This is a genomic window from Streptomyces sp. NBC_00878, from assembly GCF_026341515.1.
Taxonomy (GTDB): domain Bacteria; phylum Actinomycetota; class Actinomycetes; order Streptomycetales; family Streptomycetaceae; genus Streptomyces.
Genome location: NZ_JAPEOK010000001.1, coordinates 5871615 through 5888223, shown reverse-complemented (window position 1 = coordinate 5888223; position 16609 = coordinate 5871615). Strand labels below are relative to the sequence as shown.

Below are 16609 nucleotides of genomic sequence, written 5' to 3'. Positions count from 1 at the left end.
CCCGCCCATACGCCCGTGGCTCAGCTCTGCTTCGTGTACGTCAGTTCGTCGCCGTTGCTCGTGTTCACCCGGCGCAGGCGGCCGTCCGGGAGAACGGTCAACTCCGTTGCCGAGCCCGGGCTGCAGGACGTGGCCGGCTCGCCGACGGTGACCTCGGACGGGCCGATCCGGAGGGGACCGCCGGCGCTCGGCTTCTCGGAGAGCACCGCCCCGAACACACAGTGGTACGTACCGCTGCCCGCCGGGCCGTCCGCCGTGAGCGAGAGGACCGTGTCGCCCACCTCGCCCTGCTGGATGGTGAGTTCACGGGTGTTGTGGCCCGTGTCGTTGTCGATGGACGCGGTCCATGTGCCGAGGTACCCGACGGGGATCACGCCGTCCGTCGGTGTCTCCTCGGGCGTGGACGGCGGCTGCGAGGAGGGATCCTCGGTGGTGGGGCCCGGAGTCGGCGGCGCGCTCGGCGTCGGGGACGTACGGGGGTCGCCGCCCGCGCGGTCGCTTCCGTCGCCCTTCATCAGCGCGAACACGGACGCGCCCGCGGCGAGCGCGACGACCAGCGCGACGACGATCAGGACGGCGGTGGAGCGGCCGCTCCGCTGCGGCGGCTCGGGATGCGGGGCGACTCCTGGGCCGTACGGGGGTGTTGGGCCGTAGGGCGGGGTCGAACCGGGAGGGAGTGCGTATCCGCCGGGGGCTCCCGGCCAGGCGCCGGGCTGCTGCTGGTGCTGGTACGGCGGCTGCTGCTGCTGCTGCGGGTAGCCGTAGCCGGCGGGCTGGGGGTGCTGCTGGGGATAGCCGTAGGCCGGGTGGACGGGGGGTGGGCCTCCCGGCGGGGCAGTGGTCGGTGGGGGTGTTCCGGGATGGCCCGTGGTCACGGTGGGGAGGTGGTCGAAGGGGGCGGCGGCGGGCGGGGTGCCCGGCCTGGGTGGGGAGGAGCCGTCGGGGGTGGGCGCGTGTTCGGGAGAGGCCTCGGGGGCGGGGGCGGGTGTGGGGGGCCGCGTGGGGATGGGTGCGGCGGGTGGGGGGACCGGTGGTTTCTCGCCCCGGCCGCCCTTGCCCTTCCCGTCCCTGGGGGCTGCCGCCCCCGGACCCACGCTGTCGGCCTGAACGGCCTCGTCCTCAAACGCCGGACGGGCCGGGATCAGCCCCTCCTCCTCAGAAGGTTCCGGAACCTCCGGATCCTCCGTGTCCAGCAACTGCACCGCGTGGCGGCCCAGTTGGGCCACCAGCATCCCCGGCAGCCAGGGATCACGGCTGCGGCCGTCCGCGACGGTGTCCTCGGCTCCCGTCCTCTCCAGGATGTCGTCGAGGCTCGGCCGGGCCGCCGGATCCTTGCGCAGGCACTGCCGGACGAGGTCGGCGATGCCCTCCGGCACGCCCTCCAGGTCCGGCTCCTCCTGGGCGATGCGGAACATCAGGGCGTGCACCCCGCTGTTGGCCGTACCGAACGGCAGGTCGCCCGTGGCCGCGTACGACAGGACCGAGCCCAGGCAGAAGACGTCGCACGCGGGCGTGATGCGGTCGCCGCGGACCTGCTCGGGGGCCATGAAACCGGGCGAGCCGACGAGCGCGCCGGTACGCGTGAGTCCGCCGTCGGTCACCGTCTCCAGGGCGCGCGCGATACCGAAGTCGATGACGCGCGGGCCGTCGATCGTGACGAGGACGTTCGACGGCTTGAGGTCGCGGTGGATCAACTCTGCCGCGTGGATGTCCTTCAACGCGTGCGCGAGGCCCGCCGCGAGGATCCGTACGGAACGCTCCGGGAGCGCGCCGTGGTCGTGCCCGACGACGGCCTGGAGGCTGGGCCCGGCCACATATCCCGTGGCGACCCAGGGGATCGCCGCCTCCGTGTCCGCGTCGAGGACCGGTGCCGTCCAGTACCCGCCCACCCGCCGGGCCGCCAGCACCTCCTGGCGGAAGCGCGCGCGGAACTCCTCCTGCTCGGCGAGCTCCTGGCGTACGAGCTTGACCGCGACCGTCCGCCCCCGGTCGGATCGCGCCAGAAACACCTGGCCCATGCCGCCGGCACCGAGCCGCGCCAGCAGTCTGTACGCGCCGATCCTTTGCGGATCGGCGGGCCCGAGCTTCTCCATGGGTACGCCGCCCTCCCCCCGTGCGTGTGCGACAGCCCGAGGATAGTGCGGCCGTACGGGGAGGTGGTCGGGCGGTGTCTACGGTTCCGTAACAGCGGATGCCGTTTCTGTCACCATTCGCGCGCTCGCCCCCGCACTGGTTTGCGCGTTTGTTTCCGTGACCGTCTCCATGACGCCGATCAACCGCTCCAACACTCGTACGGTCTCGGCCAGTTCGGCCTCTCCGAGGGCTTCCGTGAGGCGGTCCGCGAAGGTCGCGTGGCCGGGGGTGATCCGCTGGACGGCCGCGAGGCCCTCCTCCGTCGGCCTCAGGAGCTTGGCGCGGCGGTGGGCGGGGTTGGGTACGTACTCCGCGAGCCCCCGGTCGACCAGCAGATCGGCGATCCGCTGCACGCTCTGCCGGGTGATGCCCATGACGCGGGCGATCCCGGAGACGGGCAGCGGCTCCTTCAGTACGGCCCCGAGCACCTGCCACCAGGCGGCGGTGAGTCCGGCGGGGCGGGCCAACTCCTCGGCCACGCCCAGGAATTGGCCGTTCAGCCGGAAGATGCCGAGGGCGGTCCGGCTGAACAGGTCCTGCCGCGCTCGGCCCACTTCACCCACCTCGCCCACCTCGCCCACCTCAGTCACTGCCCGGCCGCCTCAAGTACCGCGTACGCCTCCGCGTCCGAGTCGTGGAACAGCCGGTACCAGGCGTCGAGCACCTCTCCCTCGTACACCCCGAGCAGTCCGAACACCTCCCGCGCGAACGCGACGGGCTCGGTGGGCCCCGCGGTGATCAGCTTGCCGTCCGCGTCCGTGACGGCGTCGGTGTCGACGTAGTGCTCGCCGCCCTTGTATCCCGTGTCCGCGAGGTAGAAGGAGACGGCGCTGGTGTGGGCCCGGTCGTCGAGCAGGCCTTCGCGGGCGAGCCCGGCCGTGGCCCCGCAGATCGCGGCGACGGGTACGTCGGCGTCCAGGAACTCGCGCGCCTTGCGGGCGAAGGGGGCGAGGTCGTCGCTCCCCGCCGCGGTAGCAGCTGATGTCACAGCCCACAGGTCGGCGCCCGGCAGGATCAGCAGCGCGCTGTCCTCGGGCCGTAGCTCGTCGAGCGCGAGGTCGGGCTGGATCCGCAGCCCACCGACGGACTTCACGGACTTCACGGGGTCGCCGGACGCCCCGACCGTCCGGATCTCGTAGCCGCCGCGGGCCAGGTACGCGGTCGTGTGACCGGTCTCCCAGTCAGCGAGCGTGTCGTAGACGGCGAGGTGTACGGGCTTGCGGTCGCTGCTCATGACTGGACTCCCTCTCGGTCGTGCCGCTCGGTCCGGCCCCCTGCGTGTACTTATGTAAGCATGCTGTCATTACGACAGGATGCTGTCAATCAATTCACACGCGACAACCTGTCGCGTTCCCGGTCGGAGCGCAGACAGGACGCCGATGTCGCGCCTCCGCCCCGGCCGCTTACCCTCGGCGCATGACCCCTCAGCCCCATCCCCAGGCCGGCGCCGCCGTGAAAGCCGCGGACCGTGCGCATGTGTTCCACTCCTGGTCAGCGCAGGAGCTCATCGACCCGCTCGCCGTCGCCGGTGCGGAGGGGTCGTACTTCTGGGACTACGACGGCAGGCGGTATCTGGACTTCACCAGTGGGCTCGTCTTCACGAACATCGGCTACCAGCACCCGAAGGTCGTCGCCGCGATCCAGGAGCAGGCCGCGACGATGACGACGTTCGCGCCGGCCTTCGCCGTCGAGGCCCGGTCGGAGGCGGCGCGGCTGATCGCCGAGCGGACACCGGGAGATCTGGACAAGATCTTCTTCACCAACGGGGGCGCCGAGGCCGTCGAGAACGCCACGCGCATGGCCAAGCTGCACACCGGCCGCCCGAAGGTGCTCTCCGCCTACCGCTCGTACCACGGGGCGACCGCCGCCGCGATCAACCTCACGGGTGACCCGCGCCGCTGGCCGAACGACAGCGGGGCGGCCGGGGTCGTGCACTTCTGGGCGCCGTTCCTGTACCGCTCGCCCTTCCACGCGGAGACCGAGGAGCAGGAGTGCGAGCGCGCGCTCCAGCACCTGGAGGACACGATCGTCTTCGAGGGCCCCGCCACCATCGCGGCGATCATCCTGGAGACGATTCCGGGAACGGCGGGGATCATGATGCCGCCGCCGGGATACCTGGAGGGCGTCCGCGCCCTCTGCGACGAGTACGGGATCGTCTTCGTCCTGGACGAGGTCATGGCGGGCTTCGGCCGGACCGGGCACTGGTTCGCCGCCGACCACTACGGGGTCGTGCCGGACCTGATGACGTTCGCGAAGGGCGTGAACTCCGGGTACGTACCGCTGGGCGGTGTCGCGATCTCGCCGGCCATCGCCGAGACGTTCGCGAAGCGCCCGTACCCCGGCGGGCTCACCTACTCCGGGCACCCGCTCGCCTGCGCCGCCGCCGTCGCGACCCTCAACGTGATGGAGGAGGAGGACATCCTCGGCCAGGCCACCCGGACCGGCGAGGCCGTGCTCGGTCCCGGGCTGCGCGAGCTGGCCGAACGCCACCCGAGCGTCGGCGACGTCCGCGGCACGGGTGTCTTCTGGGCCCTGGAACTCGTACGGGACAGGGAGACGCGCGAGCCGCTGGTGCCGTACAACGCGTCCGGCGCCGCGAACGCGCCCATGGCGGCGTTCGGTGCCGCGGCGAAGGCGCACGGTCTGTGGCCCTTCATCAACATGAACCGCACCCATGTCGTTCCCCCGTGCAACATCACGGAGGCGGAGGCCAAGGAGGGCCTGGCGGCGCTCGACGAGGCGCTCTCCGTGGCGGACGAGCACACGGTGTAGCGGCGAGATGGAGATGGAGATGGAGATGGCGTAGCGGGGAGACGCGGAGGATTCGGCGCGGTGCGGCGCAGGATCGGTGCGGCGCAGGATCGGTGCGGCGCAGGATCGGTGCGGCGCAGGATCGGTGCGGCGCAGGATCGGTGCGGCGCAGGATCGGTGCGGCGCAGGATCGGTGCGGTGCCGGATCGGTGCGGTGCCGGATCGGTGCGGTGCCGGATCGGTGCGGTGGGGTGCGGTGCGGCGGAGAATTCGGTGGGGTGCGGCGCAGGATCGGTGCGGTGCCGTGGAGGGTCGGTGCAATCCGGATGGCCGAACCCCGAACGCGTAAGGTGACTGGCTCGTAGACATGAGCGAGTACTTACCCGATCGGAGGGAGACCCGGACGATGCCCGGCACCGGCAGCAGCAATGGCGCCGTCACCCGCAGCACCCTGCGGCAGCAGATCGCGGACGCGCTCCGCGACGAGGTGCTCGCCGGACGGCTCAAGCCGGGCCAGGAGTTCACGGTCAAGGAGATCGCCGAGCAGTACGGCGTCTCCGCGACCCCCGTCCGTGAGGCCCTCGTCGACCTGTCGGCCCAGGGCCTGCTGGACGCGGACCAGCACCGCGGCTTCCGCGTCCACGAGTACTCGCTGAACGACTACCGGGGCATGATCGAGGCCCGCAGCCTGGTCACGGACAGCATCTTCCGGGGCCTGCTCGACGGGAAGGCCACCACCACCCGGGGCGCCCGCGCCGCGCTCGCCACCCGCATCGACGACCCGCGCACCGGCGCCGCGCTCGCCGGGGTGCGCCGCCGCGGCGAGGAGGCCCAGCGGGCGGCCGCCGCCGGTGACCTCAACATCCTCATCGGCTACGACCTGCGCTTCTGGCGCGAGCTCAGCGGACTGTTCGGCAACCCCTATCTCGCCGACTTCCTGCACCGGCTGCGCGTCCAGTCCTGGGTGTGCGCGGTCCAGCACCTGCGCCTGGCCGATGACCTGCGCGGCCACCTGTGGGCCGAGCACACGGCCCTCGTGGACGCCCTCACCCAACGCGACGCCCCGACCGCACACGCGATCGTGACGGCGTACGACGCGCACTCGCTGGCGCTGATCGAGGGGCTTGCGGCGGAAGGGCTGGTGGCCGAAGGGCTGACCAGCGAAGGGCCGGTGAGCGGAGGGCCGGCGGCCGAATAGCGCCGGGCCACCGGGCATCGGGGGGTGGGGGCGGCGGGTGTGGGGTATCCGACGTGCACGGCGGGGACCGACCGCGCTTGCACCCACTACCCTTTCTTGACCACCGTGCTACGCGAGGAGCTCTCAGTTGGCCTGTGACCTGTGGCTGGTCCCGCTCGTCGACGTGTTGTGCCACACCCCCGACAACCCCTTCGCCGAGGAACTCGCGCTCTACGACAAGGTTCTGGGCGAGGCCGGACTTCCGCCGGTGCCGGTCTATGCCTATATGCCGGGGCTCTCCGGCGACGTGGCGCCGGTGGCGGGCTTCGACTACGACGCGCTGCACTTCCTGCGCCGCGCGTACCTGTTGCAGGTGTGCGGGCTCGCGGTGACGCCGGTCGACGCGCTGGGCGGCGACTACGAGCAGTTGCTGGAGATGTTCGACACGACGGCCCAGCAGTCGCACCTGGTCTGGCACTACGACCACGCGGGCGCGTACGTGCCGGTGGACTTCCCGCACCCGCTGTCCAGCGACGAACTCCTCGCGGGCGGGGGCCCGTTGGGCTCGTCCCAGACCCTGCTGCGCGAGCTGGAGTTCGTCGCCCCGTCGATCGGCATCGACCCCACCGTGCCTCCTCTCCCGCCGCAACCTCCCGTGGCCCCCACCGAGTTGGAGGAGCCGGCCGCCCCCGCTCCCTTCGATTCGAGCCCGTTCGCCCGCGAACGGCACGTATGGCTGGGCCTGCACGCGGCGGCGACCCGGAGCCTGGCCCAGGGCTCGATGATCATCTTCAGCTAGGTCCCTCCGGTAGGGCCTGTTCGGTAGGGCCTGTTCGGTAGGGCCTGTTCGGTAGGGCCTACCGAACAAGCGGTCCCCGGACAGGCGGTCCGGTCAGACGGTCAGTTCTGGGGCTCGATGCCCAGTGATCGGACTACATGGTCCTGGTGCACTCCAACGTGGTCGCCGAGCCCGGGACCCGGGGGCAGGCCGTGGTCCGAGATCTTTCTGGTGCCGGCCGGCTCCGCGAAGGCCGCTTTGTGCCCGGGTGGCAGAGGCGTGACTCCGCGCAATGGTCGGCTTCGATATAGGAAAGTTGCCTCACGAACTCGTCCGCGACTTCGCCCGGATGCTTGCCCAGCGCACCGGTGCCGCCCTGCCGGGCTGCCGGACTGCCGGGCTGCCGGGCTGCCGGGCTGCCGGGCTGCCGGGCTGCCGGACTGGATCAGCGCCGCCCGCAACGCGCAACGGACCGCTCGGGTGTGCGTCTGGGCGTCAGCCGTCGCCGTCCGGCGCGTCGACCGTTACTCAACCAGTCGGTTGACAACGCCGCGAGATGGGCCGTAGGGTTATTCAACCGATTGGTTGAATATGCGAGGTGGGAGATGGCCGACGACCGGCTGTCCCGGGTGTTCTCCGCTCTGGCCGACCCGACCCGGCGCGACATCGTGGCCAGGCTGGCCGCCGGGGATGCCACGGTCAATGAATTGGCCGAGCCGTACGACGTGACCGTGCAGGCCGTGTCCAAGCACATCAGGGTCCTGGAAGACGCCGGTCTGGTCAGTCGCGGCAGGGACGCCCAGCGGCGGCCCTGCCGCCTTGAGGCAGAGGTCTTCGACCTGATGACGAAATGGATCGAACGTTACCGGCGCGAGGCGGAGGACCGTTTCCATCGGCTCGATGCCGTCCTGGAGCAGATGGAGGAACAGCCGGTGGCGGGCACCTCGACGAAGGAGGCGGCATCGTGAGCACCACGAAGGCGAACCGTCGGCACGAGACGCAGATCGTGGCCGACCCGGCTCTGCCCACCATCCTCATCATCCGGGAGTTCGACGCTTCGCCGGAGCGCGTGTTCCGGGCGTACACCGATCCCGACCTGGTCGTCCAGTGGCTCGGCCCGCGTCGGCTCACCATGCGGATCGACGAGTACGACACATGCAGCGGTGGGTCGTACCGCTATGTGCATCGCGAGGACGACGGGACGGAGTACGGCTTCCGGGGCGTGTTCCACGAGGTACGCCTCGACGAACGCATCGTGCAGACCTTCGCCTTCGACGGCTTCCCGGACGGCGTCAGCCTGGAGACAACCATCTTCGAGGCCCTCGGCGGTCGCACCCGGGTCACCACCAAATCCCTCATGGACTCCATCGAGGCCCGCGACTCGATGATCAGGAGCGGCATGCAACGCGGCGTCCGGGAAGGCCACGAGCGGCTTGACGAGCTGCTCAGCGGCCACCAGAGCGGCAACGCCGACCGGCGTACCGAAACGGAAGGCTTGAGATCATGACGAGGGCAACCGATGAGCACCGCACCGTCGCAGGGGTATTCACGGACCGCGTGCGCGGGGTGAGTCCCGGGGCATGGGACAACCCGGCGCCGTGCGAGGGGTGGGTCGCCCGGGATGTGGTGCGCCACCTTGTCGAGTGGTTCCCGGACTTCCTGAAGGCCGGCGCCGGAGTCGAGCTGCCGAAAGGGCCGTCGGTGGACGACGACCCGGTGACGGCCTGGACGGTGCACAGCGACGGGGTGCAGGCCCTCCTCGACGATCCGGCCACGGCACAGAGGGTGCTGTCGAACCCTCACATCGGAGAGGTCCCGCTGGACCAGGCGGTCGACCGGTTCTACACCGCCGACGTCTTCATGCACACCTGGGACCTGGCGCGGGCCACCGGCCAGGAGGAGCGCCTCGACCCCGTCAGGTGCGCCCAGTTGCTCGACGGGATGCTTCCGCTCGACGACGTGCTCCGCGACAGCGGGCAGTACGGACCACGCGTAGAGGTACCCGAAAGTGCCGACGTACAGACCCGCTTGCTCGCCTTCATCGGCCGTAGGCCCTGAGCGCGTCTCCCTGTTGCCGGGCATGTCCGCGTACAGATCGGGGTCGGTGGTCACGACGTGGCGGCCGGGCAGAGTACGGGCACGTATATGAAGCGGACGCCCTGGCGGTCAGCGCAGCTGGGACAGACCCTTCTGGAGGTCCTCGGCGTTCATGATCGGGGTGACCTCGACCTCGGCGTTGAACTGGGTGAGGAACGGCTCTCCGGTGGGAGGCAGCTCCGAGCTGTCCTTCATGTCGAAGAACAGGAGGCAGGTACGCCGACCGCCCAAGGGCGCGAAGTACGCCGCTTCGGGCTTGAGGTGGTCCAGGATCTCCTTGATCAGCTCCGGCATCTTGCCGCTACGGATGGCCTCGTTCGCCCTCTCCGTGTCCAGCGTGGCCTTGAGCATGACACGCATCGCACTCACCTTCTCCTCATTTGGGGTGCAAAATCAGCGTATGCCCCCTATGCTCCGGACGCCCACTCCAGGGCCTCCAGCGCGGAGCGCAGCAGCAGGGTGTGCACGAAGCGTCCGTCGACGCCGGGCCGGTACCGCCAACTCAGCGGCCACGTCAGTCCGTTGAGGGCGGGAACGGGGATGTACGAGACGTGGTCCCGGCCCGCGACGAGCCGGGTGACCCCGTCGGGCCAGGCGCGGTGCGACGTGCTGCCCACCGACACCAGGAAGTACACCGCCCGGCGCCCGTTCGCCTCCTCGACGACCGGCCCCGGATCCCCGCCCGTCATCCGCGCGAGCACGTCCGCAGCGTGACGGCCGGGGACTCCGTCCACTCTCACCGCGTCGAACTGGACGCCCGCCCTGCGGAGTTGGAGGCCGGTGAGAGGGATCCAATCAGGGGCAAGTGGGGGGTCGGCGATGTTTAGGTCGTGACTTTCCGTATCCATGGGGACAGTTTCGGCAGGTGTGGCTAGCGTTCTCAATGACTCTGCGTTGCCGGTCGGTCACGGTCGGGACCAACGTTAGGCAGGTTGAGATCAGTTGAGTTCGGTTGAGTCCAGGGGTGACCGTATGGCGCGGGCTGAGAACAAGGCGGAGGCGGGCGGGACGGCACATCTGGTCGCCGCCCTCGCGAAGGCGCTGCGCGAGCAACTGCAGCTCTCGCAGGAGCAGGTGGGCAAGATGACCGGGTACACGGCGTCGGCGATCAGCGCGATGGAAACGTGCGCCCAGCCCGCGAGTGACCAGATGCTCGTCAAGCTGGAGGAGGCGATCGGCGGCGGGCTCCGCGTCTTCGACAAAGCACGCAAGTGGATGCTGCTGGAGAAGTACCCGGCTCGGTTCCGTGGTTTTTCGGAGCTGGAGGCTGGGGCGGTCACGCTGTCGTCGTACGAGACGCTGGTCGTCGACGGCCTGTTCCAGACCGAGGAGTACGCGCGGGCGCTGATCAGTGGCAGCTATCCGCCGGTGTCCGAGCCGAAGCGCGAGGAGCTGGTCGAAGCGCGGCTGGCCCGCAGGAAACTCTTCGAGCGGAGTCCGGCCCCGATGATCGAGCTGATCCTCGAAGAGGCCGTGCTGCGACGGCCGTTCGGCAGCTGGGAGATTTTGCGGGGACAACTGCGCTCGCTCGCCGAGGACGCGCGGAGAGACAATGTCTGCGTACAAGTGCTGCCGCTGGATCGCGGACTTCGCGGCACGTACGCGGGTGACCGCGGCGCCATGAAGCTCGTGGAGACCAAGGAGCACGAGCACGTCGTCTACATGGAGATCGAGGACCAGGGCATCCTGATCAACGATCCGGCGGAGGTGTCCCAATTGGCGCACCGCTATGCGAAGATCCGCGCACAGGCGCTGAGCCCCGACGAATCGCTCGGCCTCATCGAACGGTTGGCAGGAGAAGAAGGATGACCGGCACCGGAACGCTGCGGTGGTTCAAGTCGAGCTACAGCGACGGCGGCGGCGGAAACTGCCTCGAAGTCGCCTACGACTGGCGCAAGTCGTCATACAGCGACGACGGCGGCGGCAACTGTGTGGAAGTCGCTGCCGCCTGGCGCAAGTCGTCGTACAGCGACAGCGGCGGTGGCAACTGCGTCGAAGTCGCCGCCTGCCCCCACACCATCCACATCCGCGACTCCAAGAACCCGGACCTCCCCCACCTCACCGTGGACGCCCCCGCCTGGTCCGCCTTCCTGAGCTGGGCTCGTTGATCTGAACTCACCCTTCCCCAGGCGTCGTTGTGCGAAGATCCGGGCCATGCAGCCTCTGGCCCATGACGACCCGTCGCGCATCGGTCCGTACCGCCTGTTGGGAAGGCTGGGCGCGGGCGGTATGGGACGGGTGTACCTCGCCCGGGCCGCCGGCACGGGATCGGGCCCGGACTCAGGCACAGACACCGTGGCCGTGAAACTGGTCCGCGCCGAGATCGCCGAACAGGACGAGTTCCGGCGGAGGTTCGCGCGCGAGGTACGGGCGGCGCGACGGGTCGGCGGCAAGTGGACCGCACGCGTCCTCGACGCGGACACCGACGCCGACATCCCGTGGGTGGCCACCGCCTACGTTCCCGGACCCACGCTCCAGGCCGTCGTACGGGGCGACTTCGGCCCTCTTCCCTCCGCTTCCGCGCATGTGCTGGCGAACCGGATGGGGCTGGCACTACGGGCCATCCACGCCGCCGGTCTTGTCCACCGCGATCTGAAGCCGTCCAATGTACTGCTGACCGTGGACGGTCCACGGGTCATCGACTTCGGGATCGCCCACGTCCTGGACGCTCCGGCGGACAGCACGATCACCCCGGCGGGGAACCTCGTCGGCTCACCCGAATTCATGTCTCCGGAGCAGGTCCGCGGTGACCGGATCACCCCGGCCGGCGATGTCTTCTCACTCGGCTGCGTACTCGCGTACGCGGCCACCGGCTGCTCCCCGTTCGCCAAGGACGGCACCGCCGTCGGCGTGCACGCGCTGCTGTTCCGCATCGCTTACGAGGAACCGGACTTGACCGCGCTTCCCGAGGCTCTCATCGACCTGGTGCGGGAGTGTCTGGCCAAGGATCCGGCCGAGCGGCCGTCCGTGGACGAGGTGGTGGAGCATACGCGACGCGCTCCGGCGGGGGCCTGGCTGCCCGCGCCGTTGCTGGCACGGCTCGACCGGGCGGCCACCCAGCCTGTCCCGACCTCGCCCCAGCGGATGGAGCGGGAGGCGCCCCAGCTCACGGAGTTACCCGACTTCCCCGATCCGTCGGGGAACCGGGACCCGCTGGACGTCCCAGAGGCAGGGATCGCCCCACCACGGATCAGGACAGCGCCCCTGTCGAAACGCGCACTCATGAAGCGCAGGGCCGTTGGCCTGCTCGTCTCACTGGCAGCCGCCATGTCGGTCTACGTCGCGACGCATCTTGTCCTTCTCGTCAAGGAAACCGTGGCGGAGCGCAGCAGCACATCGGACAGGGTGGCGGACGAGGCGAGGGAGGCGAAGGAGGGGGACGAGGCGAAGGAGTATCCCCAGATCACCGGGCCCTGGGTGGCCACTGTGCCTCCCGAGACCGGCTCCCCCTTCTCCATGATCCGGCTGGACCTCGTGGAGGCGGAAGAGCCGGGGGACTGGGGCGCCCACTTCATCGTGGCCACGCACGACGCGGTCTGCACCGGTCGTTCCAGGGCAATCGAAATGGACGAGTACACCCTGGTCCTGGGCAACCACACGGTCAGCAGCATCACGCCCCCGGGCGCTTCGACACGACAGTGCACCCTCCCCGGGAGCGTGTACCTGGATTCCGAGCCCGGAAAGATCCTCTTCCAGGTCGGGAAGACCCCCAACGTGCGCATGACCCCGACCGAGGAACGAGGAGCTCACCTTCTCAAGGAATTTCAAGGCGCTTGGAGCGCCGACCGATTGTCCTTGACCATTGGCTCGGGCACCCCCGGCACCGCCACCGTCACCGGGGTCGACACCAACAGAAACCGACACTGTGAGTGGTCGGCGATCATCATGAGCGCCGGCGACGAGCTCATCACTGCCCCGGCGCACCTCGACAGGAAGGCGTCCGACGCCAAGTGCAAGGCGCCGAGCCTCGCGTATTCCTATCGCTTCGGGGGCTTCGACGGCGCGAGCATTCCCTCGACGCTCACCCGTACTCCCCTCCCCGAGGGCAGCGCCACAGAGTTTCGCCGTCTGAAGTGACCCGCCGGACGGCACAGCGCCCCCGGCGGTCCACCACGGACGATGCTGTTGGCGAATCCGCCGGGCGAAGTAATTGTCGCGGGAGTCCCAGCGACACGCCGGGTTTGCGGCGTGTCGCTGGGACTCATGGCCCACTTGCTGGAGGTCTGACGGGATTCGCCAACAGCATCGTCCACCACGGACCACCGGGGCGCAGCGACATCACGTACCGAAGTCCCGTACCACCCGTACTAGATGAACGAGTTGATCTGGATCGTCTCGTCGCGGCCCGGGCCCACGCCGATCGCTGAGATCGGGGCGCCCGACATCTCCTCCAGCGCCTTGACGTAGTCCTGCGCGTTCTTCGGGAGGTCCGCGAAGGTCTTGGCCTTCGTGATGTCCTCCGACCAGCCCGGCAGTGTCTCGTAGACCGGCTTCGCGTGGTGGAAGTCCGTCTGGGAGTACGGGAGTTCCTCGACGCGCTTGCCGTCGATCTCGTACGCCACGCAGACCGGGATCTCCTCCCAGCCGGTCAGGACGTCCAGCTTCGTCAGGAAGAAGTCCGTCAGGCCGTTGACGCGCGTCGCGTACCGCGCGATGACCGCGTCGAACCAACCGCAGCGGCGGTCACGGCCGGTGGTGACACCGCGCTCGTGGCCGATGCGGCGCAGGGCCTCGCCGTCCTCGTCGAAGAGCTCCGTGGGGAACGGGCCCGCGCCGACTCGGGTCGTGTACGCCTTCAGGATGCCGATGACCCGGCTGATCTTCGTCGGGCCCACGCCCGCGCCCGTGCAGGCGCCGCCCGCCGTCGGGTTCGACGACGTCACGAAGGGGTAGGTGCCGTGGTCGATGTCCAGCAGCGTGCCCTGGCCGCCCTCGAAGAGGACCACCTTGTCGTCGTCGAGCGCCTTGTTGAGCACGAGGACGGTGTCGGCGACATACGGGCGCAGCTTCTCCGCGTACGTCAGCAGTTCCTCGACGACCTGCCCCGACTCGATGGCGCGTCGGTTGAAGACCTTCGTGAGGAGCTGGTTCTTGCCGTCGAGGGCCGCCTCGACCTTCTGCATCAGGATCGACTCGTCGTACAGGTCCTGGACGCGGATGCCGACGCGGTTGATCTTGTCCGCGTACGTCGGGCCGATACCGCGGCCGGTCGTGCCGATCTTCCGCTTCCCGAGGAAGCGTTCCGTCACCTTGTCCACCGTCACGTTGTAGGGCGTGATGATGTGCGCGTTTCCGCTGATGAGGAGTTTGGAGGTGTCGACGCCTCGTTCGTTCAGTCCGTTCAGCTCGGAGAACAGGACCGACGGGTCGACGACGACTCCGTTGCCGATGACCGGAGTACACCCCGGCGAGAGGATTCCGGAAGGGAGGAGGTGGAGGGCGTACTTCTGATCGCCAACGACTACCGTGTGGCCGGCGTTGTTGCCGCCCTGGTAGCGCACCACATAGTCCACGGAACCACCGAGCAGGTCGGTGGCCTTTCCCTTGCCTTCGTCACCCCACTGAGCACCGAGCAGCACAAGTGCGGGCACGCGCGTACACCCCTTCCGGGCGGGGCATGTCCAAGGTCGGGACGTACGCGGCTGGTTCTGGTAGCGCTGCGTACGCGGCGACCACCTTTGGCCGCGACCGTCGGACCGGATGCCCCGGAATAGACGAAGCCCCTGGCGCAATAGCGCAAGGGGCTCTTGCACAAAGATGCTACCCGAGGAAGCGAGGCATGACCGAGGTGGCGACTTCCGACCAGCTCCTGGTGGTCATCGACCCGGTCGCCCGTCACGGTGACGGTGAGTCGGTACGGATCGCGAAAGACGTGCTCAGCGCGGGTGCGACGACCAAAGTGTGCCTCCCTGACGGACCCGAGGAATTCGATCGGGTACTGGCCCGGCGAGGGTCGCGCCGCCCTGTCGTGATCGGGGACGACCGGTCCCTTTTGCGTGCTGTATCCCTTTTGTACCGTCGGCGGGAACTGGCCGGATGTGCACTGTCCCTGGTGCCCGTGGGGGTGGAGGGCGGGACCCTGTCGCTCGCACGGGCGCTGGGAGTGCCGATAGGGGCCGTCGCGGCGGCTCGGGCCGTCCTCGACGGGTCCGAGCGGCGGCTCGATCTCCTGGTGGACGACAGTGACGGGGTGGTGTTGGGGTCGCTGCGGATTCCGCCGTTGGCGGGCGCCGGGTGGGGTGCGGGGGTCGGATGGGAAGCGGGGGCCGGTTGGGAAGCGGGGGGAGGTTCAGGGGGAGGTCCAGGGGCAGGCGCGGGTGCAGGTCCAGGGGCAGGGGCAGGGGCAGGGATGAGCTCGGGGTCGGGCTCGGGCTCGGGCTCGGGCTCGGGTTCAGGTGGCGGCTCGGGGAGCGGCTTGAGGTCTGGCCCTGACCACGGCTCTGGTTCCGGCTCCGGCTCTGCCTCCGGTTCCGGTTCCGGCTCCGGCTCCGGCTCCGGCTCGCGACTGGGGCTGGGACTGAGCTTGGGGTTCGGCTCCGGCTCACGTTCAGGCTCGGGTTCGGGTTCGGGTTCGGGCTCGGACTCCCGGGCCGCCTCGGAGAACGGTGACGGGCATCACCATCACTGGCTCCGCACCTGCCAGTCCCTCGTACGGACCCTCGCGGCGCGGCCCTCCCGGGGCTCGGCGCCTCCGGTGATCGGGCCCACGCGGCTGCGGATCGAGGTCGACGGGGTGACCCTCGTCGATCTGGACCAGCCGCTGGAGGCCGTGTCCGTCACGCCGGGCGGCCTCGGCGGAGGCGCCCTGGTCAGGGTGCGGCCCGCCTCCGTGGGCGCGGAGGCCGCCGCACTGGAGGCCGTGGCCCGGACCATCACCGTGTCGGGGTCGGACTTCCGCTATCGCGCGGACGCGGTGGTCTGGGGGCCAGTGCGGACGCGGACGTGGACGGTGCGGGAGGGGGCATGGGGGCTGACGTTGCCGGGGTGAGCCTGGCACTCCGTCCCGGCCGACGGGGCCAGGGGGGCCAGGGTCGGCGTCGGCCGAAGGCCGGGAGTGGGTCAGGCGGTGGGATCGGTCGGACCGACCGCCTGCTGCGGGAACGGCAGCGGGAGCGGCAGCGGGAGCGGCTGGGCCGACACCTGCTGGACCGGCGGCTGCAGCTCGGCCAGGACAAGGGCACTGGAGGGTACGGCGGCTCGCAGGGCATGGAGCTGGAGGAGGGCGACGTGGAGCTGCTCGACGCCCTCGTACGCCTCGAATGCCAGCACCAGACGGGCCCGTGTCTCCAGGGTCTGCCAAGCGTAGCGCCGCCGGAGGTTGGTCATCTGCCGTGCGTCGGCGCGCAGAAAGGTCGAGCCCGCCGAGAAACCGGCCGCCAGCAGGGCCAGGATGGCCGCCGGGACACGGGCACCCGTGGAGGCCAGGCCCGCGGCGCCGGAGATCCCCGCCAGGACGGCCGCGGGGAAGCCGAGACAGATGTTGGTCGCGTTCCACAGCTTGCCGCGCCGCTGCGCCCGCCGCGCCCCGATGCGCGCTTCGGTGATGAGCAGCTCGACCTCGGTGCGAAGAGCTCGCATGCGTTCGTCGACATGGGCGCCACCGGCGGGCGGCCCCGCCGGGATGCGTGGAGCGCCGGGACTACGGGACGCACCCTGCGCACCTTGCGCACCCT

The 16609-nt window shown here is 70.0% G+C and carries 17 protein-coding genes and 1 pseudogene; 11 read left to right on the top strand and 7 right to left on the bottom strand.

Annotation, left to right across the window (positions count from 1 at the left end; all coding sequences use genetic code 11):
• Positions 1–20: 20 nt before the first annotated feature.
• The 3 genes from OHA11_RS25415 to OHA11_RS25405 all read right to left on the bottom strand — a co-directional run bounded on the left by OHA11_RS25415 (position 21) and on the right by OHA11_RS25405 (position 3367).
• Entirely contained in the window at positions 21–2093 is a 2073-nt protein-coding gene (locus tag OHA11_RS25415; RefSeq protein WP_266499999.1) for a serine/threonine-protein kinase, read from the bottom strand.
• Positions 2094–2171: 78 nt separating this feature from the next.
• Positions 2172–2687, bottom strand: coding sequence for a MarR family winged helix-turn-helix transcriptional regulator (locus OHA11_RS25410; protein ID WP_266507449.1), 516 nt, complete (start codon positions 2685–2687; stop codon positions 2172–2174).
• A gap of 32 nt (positions 2688–2719) precedes the next feature.
• A complete protein-coding gene (locus tag OHA11_RS25405; protein WP_266499997.1) occupies positions 2720–3367 on the bottom strand; it encodes a DJ-1/PfpI family protein in 648 nt (215 codons plus the stop codon).
• Positions 3368–3549: 182 nt separating this feature from the next.
• On the opposite strand from OHA11_RS25405, the gene OHA11_RS25400 reads away from it, so the two are divergent.
• The 6 genes from OHA11_RS25400 (at position 3550) to OHA11_RS25375 (ending at position 8897) form a co-directional block, all read left to right on the top strand.
• The gene (locus OHA11_RS25400; protein WP_266499995.1) at positions 3550–4905 is read left to right on the top strand and encodes an aspartate aminotransferase family protein; all 1356 of its coding nucleotides are present in this window, start codon (positions 3550–3552) and stop codon (positions 4903–4905) included.
• 385 nt (positions 4906–5290) lie between these two features.
• The gene (locus tag OHA11_RS25395) at positions 5291–6082 is read left to right on the top strand and encodes a GntR family transcriptional regulator (RefSeq protein ID WP_266507447.1); all 792 of its coding nucleotides are present in this window, start codon (positions 5291–5293) and stop codon (positions 6080–6082) included.
• A gap of 127 nt (positions 6083–6209) precedes the next feature.
• Positions 6210–6860 carry a hypothetical protein gene (locus OHA11_RS25390; RefSeq protein ID WP_266499993.1) on the top strand — a complete coding sequence of 217 codons (651 nt, stop codon included), beginning with the start codon at positions 6210–6212 and terminating at the stop codon, positions 6858–6860.
• Between the two features lie 584 nt (positions 6861–7444).
• On the top strand, positions 7445–7807 hold the full coding sequence (locus tag OHA11_RS25385) for a helix-turn-helix transcriptional regulator (RefSeq protein ID WP_266499991.1): 363 nt from the start codon (positions 7445–7447) through the stop codon (positions 7805–7807).
• Positions 7804–8346, top strand: coding sequence for an SRPBCC family protein (locus tag OHA11_RS25380; RefSeq protein WP_266499990.1), 543 nt, complete (start codon positions 7804–7806; stop codon positions 8344–8346). Before OHA11_RS25385 ends, OHA11_RS25380 begins: the two co-directional genes overlap by 4 nt.
• On the top strand, positions 8343–8897 hold the full coding sequence (locus tag OHA11_RS25375) for a TIGR03086 family metal-binding protein (protein WP_266499988.1): 555 nt from the start codon (positions 8343–8345) through the stop codon (positions 8895–8897). Before OHA11_RS25380 ends, OHA11_RS25375 begins: the two co-directional genes overlap by 4 nt.
• 108 nt (positions 8898–9005) lie before the next feature.
• Here the strand turns inward: OHA11_RS25375 and OHA11_RS25370 are convergent, their stop codons facing one another.
• Positions 9006–9296 carry a hypothetical protein gene (locus OHA11_RS25370; protein WP_266499987.1) on the bottom strand — a complete coding sequence of 97 codons (291 nt, stop codon included), beginning with the start codon at positions 9294–9296 and terminating at the stop codon, positions 9006–9008.
• A 47-nt stretch (positions 9297–9343) separates the two neighbouring features.
• Positions 9344–9784: a hypothetical protein gene (locus tag OHA11_RS25365; protein WP_266499985.1), complete on the bottom strand. Its 441-nt coding sequence runs from the start codon at positions 9782–9784 to the stop codon at positions 9344–9346.
• A 124-nt stretch (positions 9785–9908) separates the two neighbouring features.
• On the opposite strand from OHA11_RS25365, the gene OHA11_RS25360 reads away from it, so the two are divergent.
• From OHA11_RS25360 to OHA11_RS25350, 3 genes are read left to right on the top strand one after another with little or no spacing between them, the layout of a single operon-like run.
• Positions 9909–10745: a helix-turn-helix transcriptional regulator gene (locus OHA11_RS25360; RefSeq protein WP_266499984.1), complete on the top strand. Its 837-nt coding sequence runs from the start codon at positions 9909–9911 to the stop codon at positions 10743–10745.
• Positions 10742–11044, top strand: coding sequence for a DUF397 domain-containing protein (locus OHA11_RS25355; RefSeq protein ID WP_266499983.1), 303 nt, complete (start codon positions 10742–10744; stop codon positions 11042–11044). Before OHA11_RS25360 ends, OHA11_RS25355 begins: the two co-directional genes overlap by 4 nt.
• A gap of 46 nt (positions 11045–11090) precedes the next feature.
• On the top strand, positions 11091–13013 hold the full coding sequence (locus tag OHA11_RS25350; RefSeq protein ID WP_266499981.1) for a serine/threonine-protein kinase: 1923 nt from the start codon (positions 11091–11093) through the stop codon (positions 13011–13013).
• Between the two features lie 230 nt (positions 13014–13243).
• Here the strand turns inward: OHA11_RS25350 and OHA11_RS25345 are convergent, their stop codons facing one another.
• Positions 13244–14527 (bottom strand): adenylosuccinate synthase, encoded by a 1284-nt coding sequence (locus tag OHA11_RS25345; protein ID WP_266499980.1) that lies wholly within the window; start codon positions 14525–14527, stop codon positions 13244–13246.
• A gap of 188 nt (positions 14528–14715) precedes the next feature.
• On the opposite strand from OHA11_RS25345, the pseudogene OHA11_RS25340 reads away from it, so the two are divergent.
• Both OHA11_RS25340 and OHA11_RS48390 read left to right on the top strand, forming a co-directional pair.
• Positions 14716–15159, top strand: a pseudogene (locus OHA11_RS25340) (diacylglycerol kinase); the annotation flags it as partial.
• 192 nt (positions 15160–15351) lie between these two features.
• The gene (locus tag OHA11_RS48390; protein ID WP_323186784.1) at positions 15352–15924 is read left to right on the top strand and encodes a hypothetical protein; all 573 of its coding nucleotides are present in this window, start codon (positions 15352–15354) and stop codon (positions 15922–15924) included.
• Between the two features lie 71 nt (positions 15925–15995).
• Here OHA11_RS48390 and OHA11_RS25330 read toward each other — a convergent pair whose 3' ends face one another.
• Positions 15996–16514 (bottom strand): hypothetical protein, encoded by a 519-nt coding sequence (locus OHA11_RS25330; RefSeq protein WP_266499978.1) that lies wholly within the window; start codon positions 16512–16514, stop codon positions 15996–15998.
• Positions 16515–16609 lie beyond the last annotated feature (95 nt).

Excerpts from the sequence above, each read along its gene's own strand:
- OHA11_RS25415 (WP_266499999.1), bottom strand. The coding sequence starts at position 2,093 with ATGGAGAAGCTCGGGCCCGCCGATCCGCAAAGGATCGGCGCGTACAGA.
- OHA11_RS25405 (WP_266499997.1), bottom strand. The coding sequence starts at position 3,367 with ATGAGCAGCGACCGCAAGCCCGTACACCTCGCCGTCTACGACACGCTC.
- OHA11_RS25400 (WP_266499995.1), top strand. The coding sequence starts at position 3,550 with ATGACCCCTCAGCCCCATCCCCAGGCCGGCGCCGCCGTGAAAGCCGCG.
- OHA11_RS25395 (WP_266507447.1), top strand. The coding sequence starts at position 5,291 with ATGCCCGGCACCGGCAGCAGCAATGGCGCCGTCACCCGCAGCACCCTG.
- OHA11_RS25385 (WP_266499991.1), top strand. The coding sequence starts at position 7,445 with ATGGCCGACGACCGGCTGTCCCGGGTGTTCTCCGCTCTGGCCGACCCG.
- OHA11_RS25375 (WP_266499988.1), top strand. The coding sequence starts at position 8,343 with ATGACGAGGGCAACCGATGAGCACCGCACCGTCGCAGGGGTATTCACG.
- OHA11_RS25370 (WP_266499987.1), bottom strand. The coding sequence starts at position 9,296 with ATGCGTGTCATGCTCAAGGCCACGCTGGACACGGAGAGGGCGAACGAG.
- OHA11_RS25365 (WP_266499985.1), bottom strand. The coding sequence starts at position 9,784 with ATGGATACGGAAAGTCACGACCTAAACATCGCCGACCCCCCACTTGCC.
- OHA11_RS25360 (WP_266499984.1), top strand. The coding sequence starts at position 9,909 with ATGGCGCGGGCTGAGAACAAGGCGGAGGCGGGCGGGACGGCACATCTG.
- OHA11_RS25355 (WP_266499983.1), top strand. The coding sequence starts at position 10,742 with ATGACCGGCACCGGAACGCTGCGGTGGTTCAAGTCGAGCTACAGCGAC.
- OHA11_RS25350 (WP_266499981.1), top strand. The coding sequence starts at position 11,091 with ATGCAGCCTCTGGCCCATGACGACCCGTCGCGCATCGGTCCGTACCGC.
- OHA11_RS25330 (WP_266499978.1), bottom strand. The coding sequence starts at position 16,514 with ATGCGAGCTCTTCGCACCGAGGTCGAGCTGCTCATCACCGAAGCGCGC.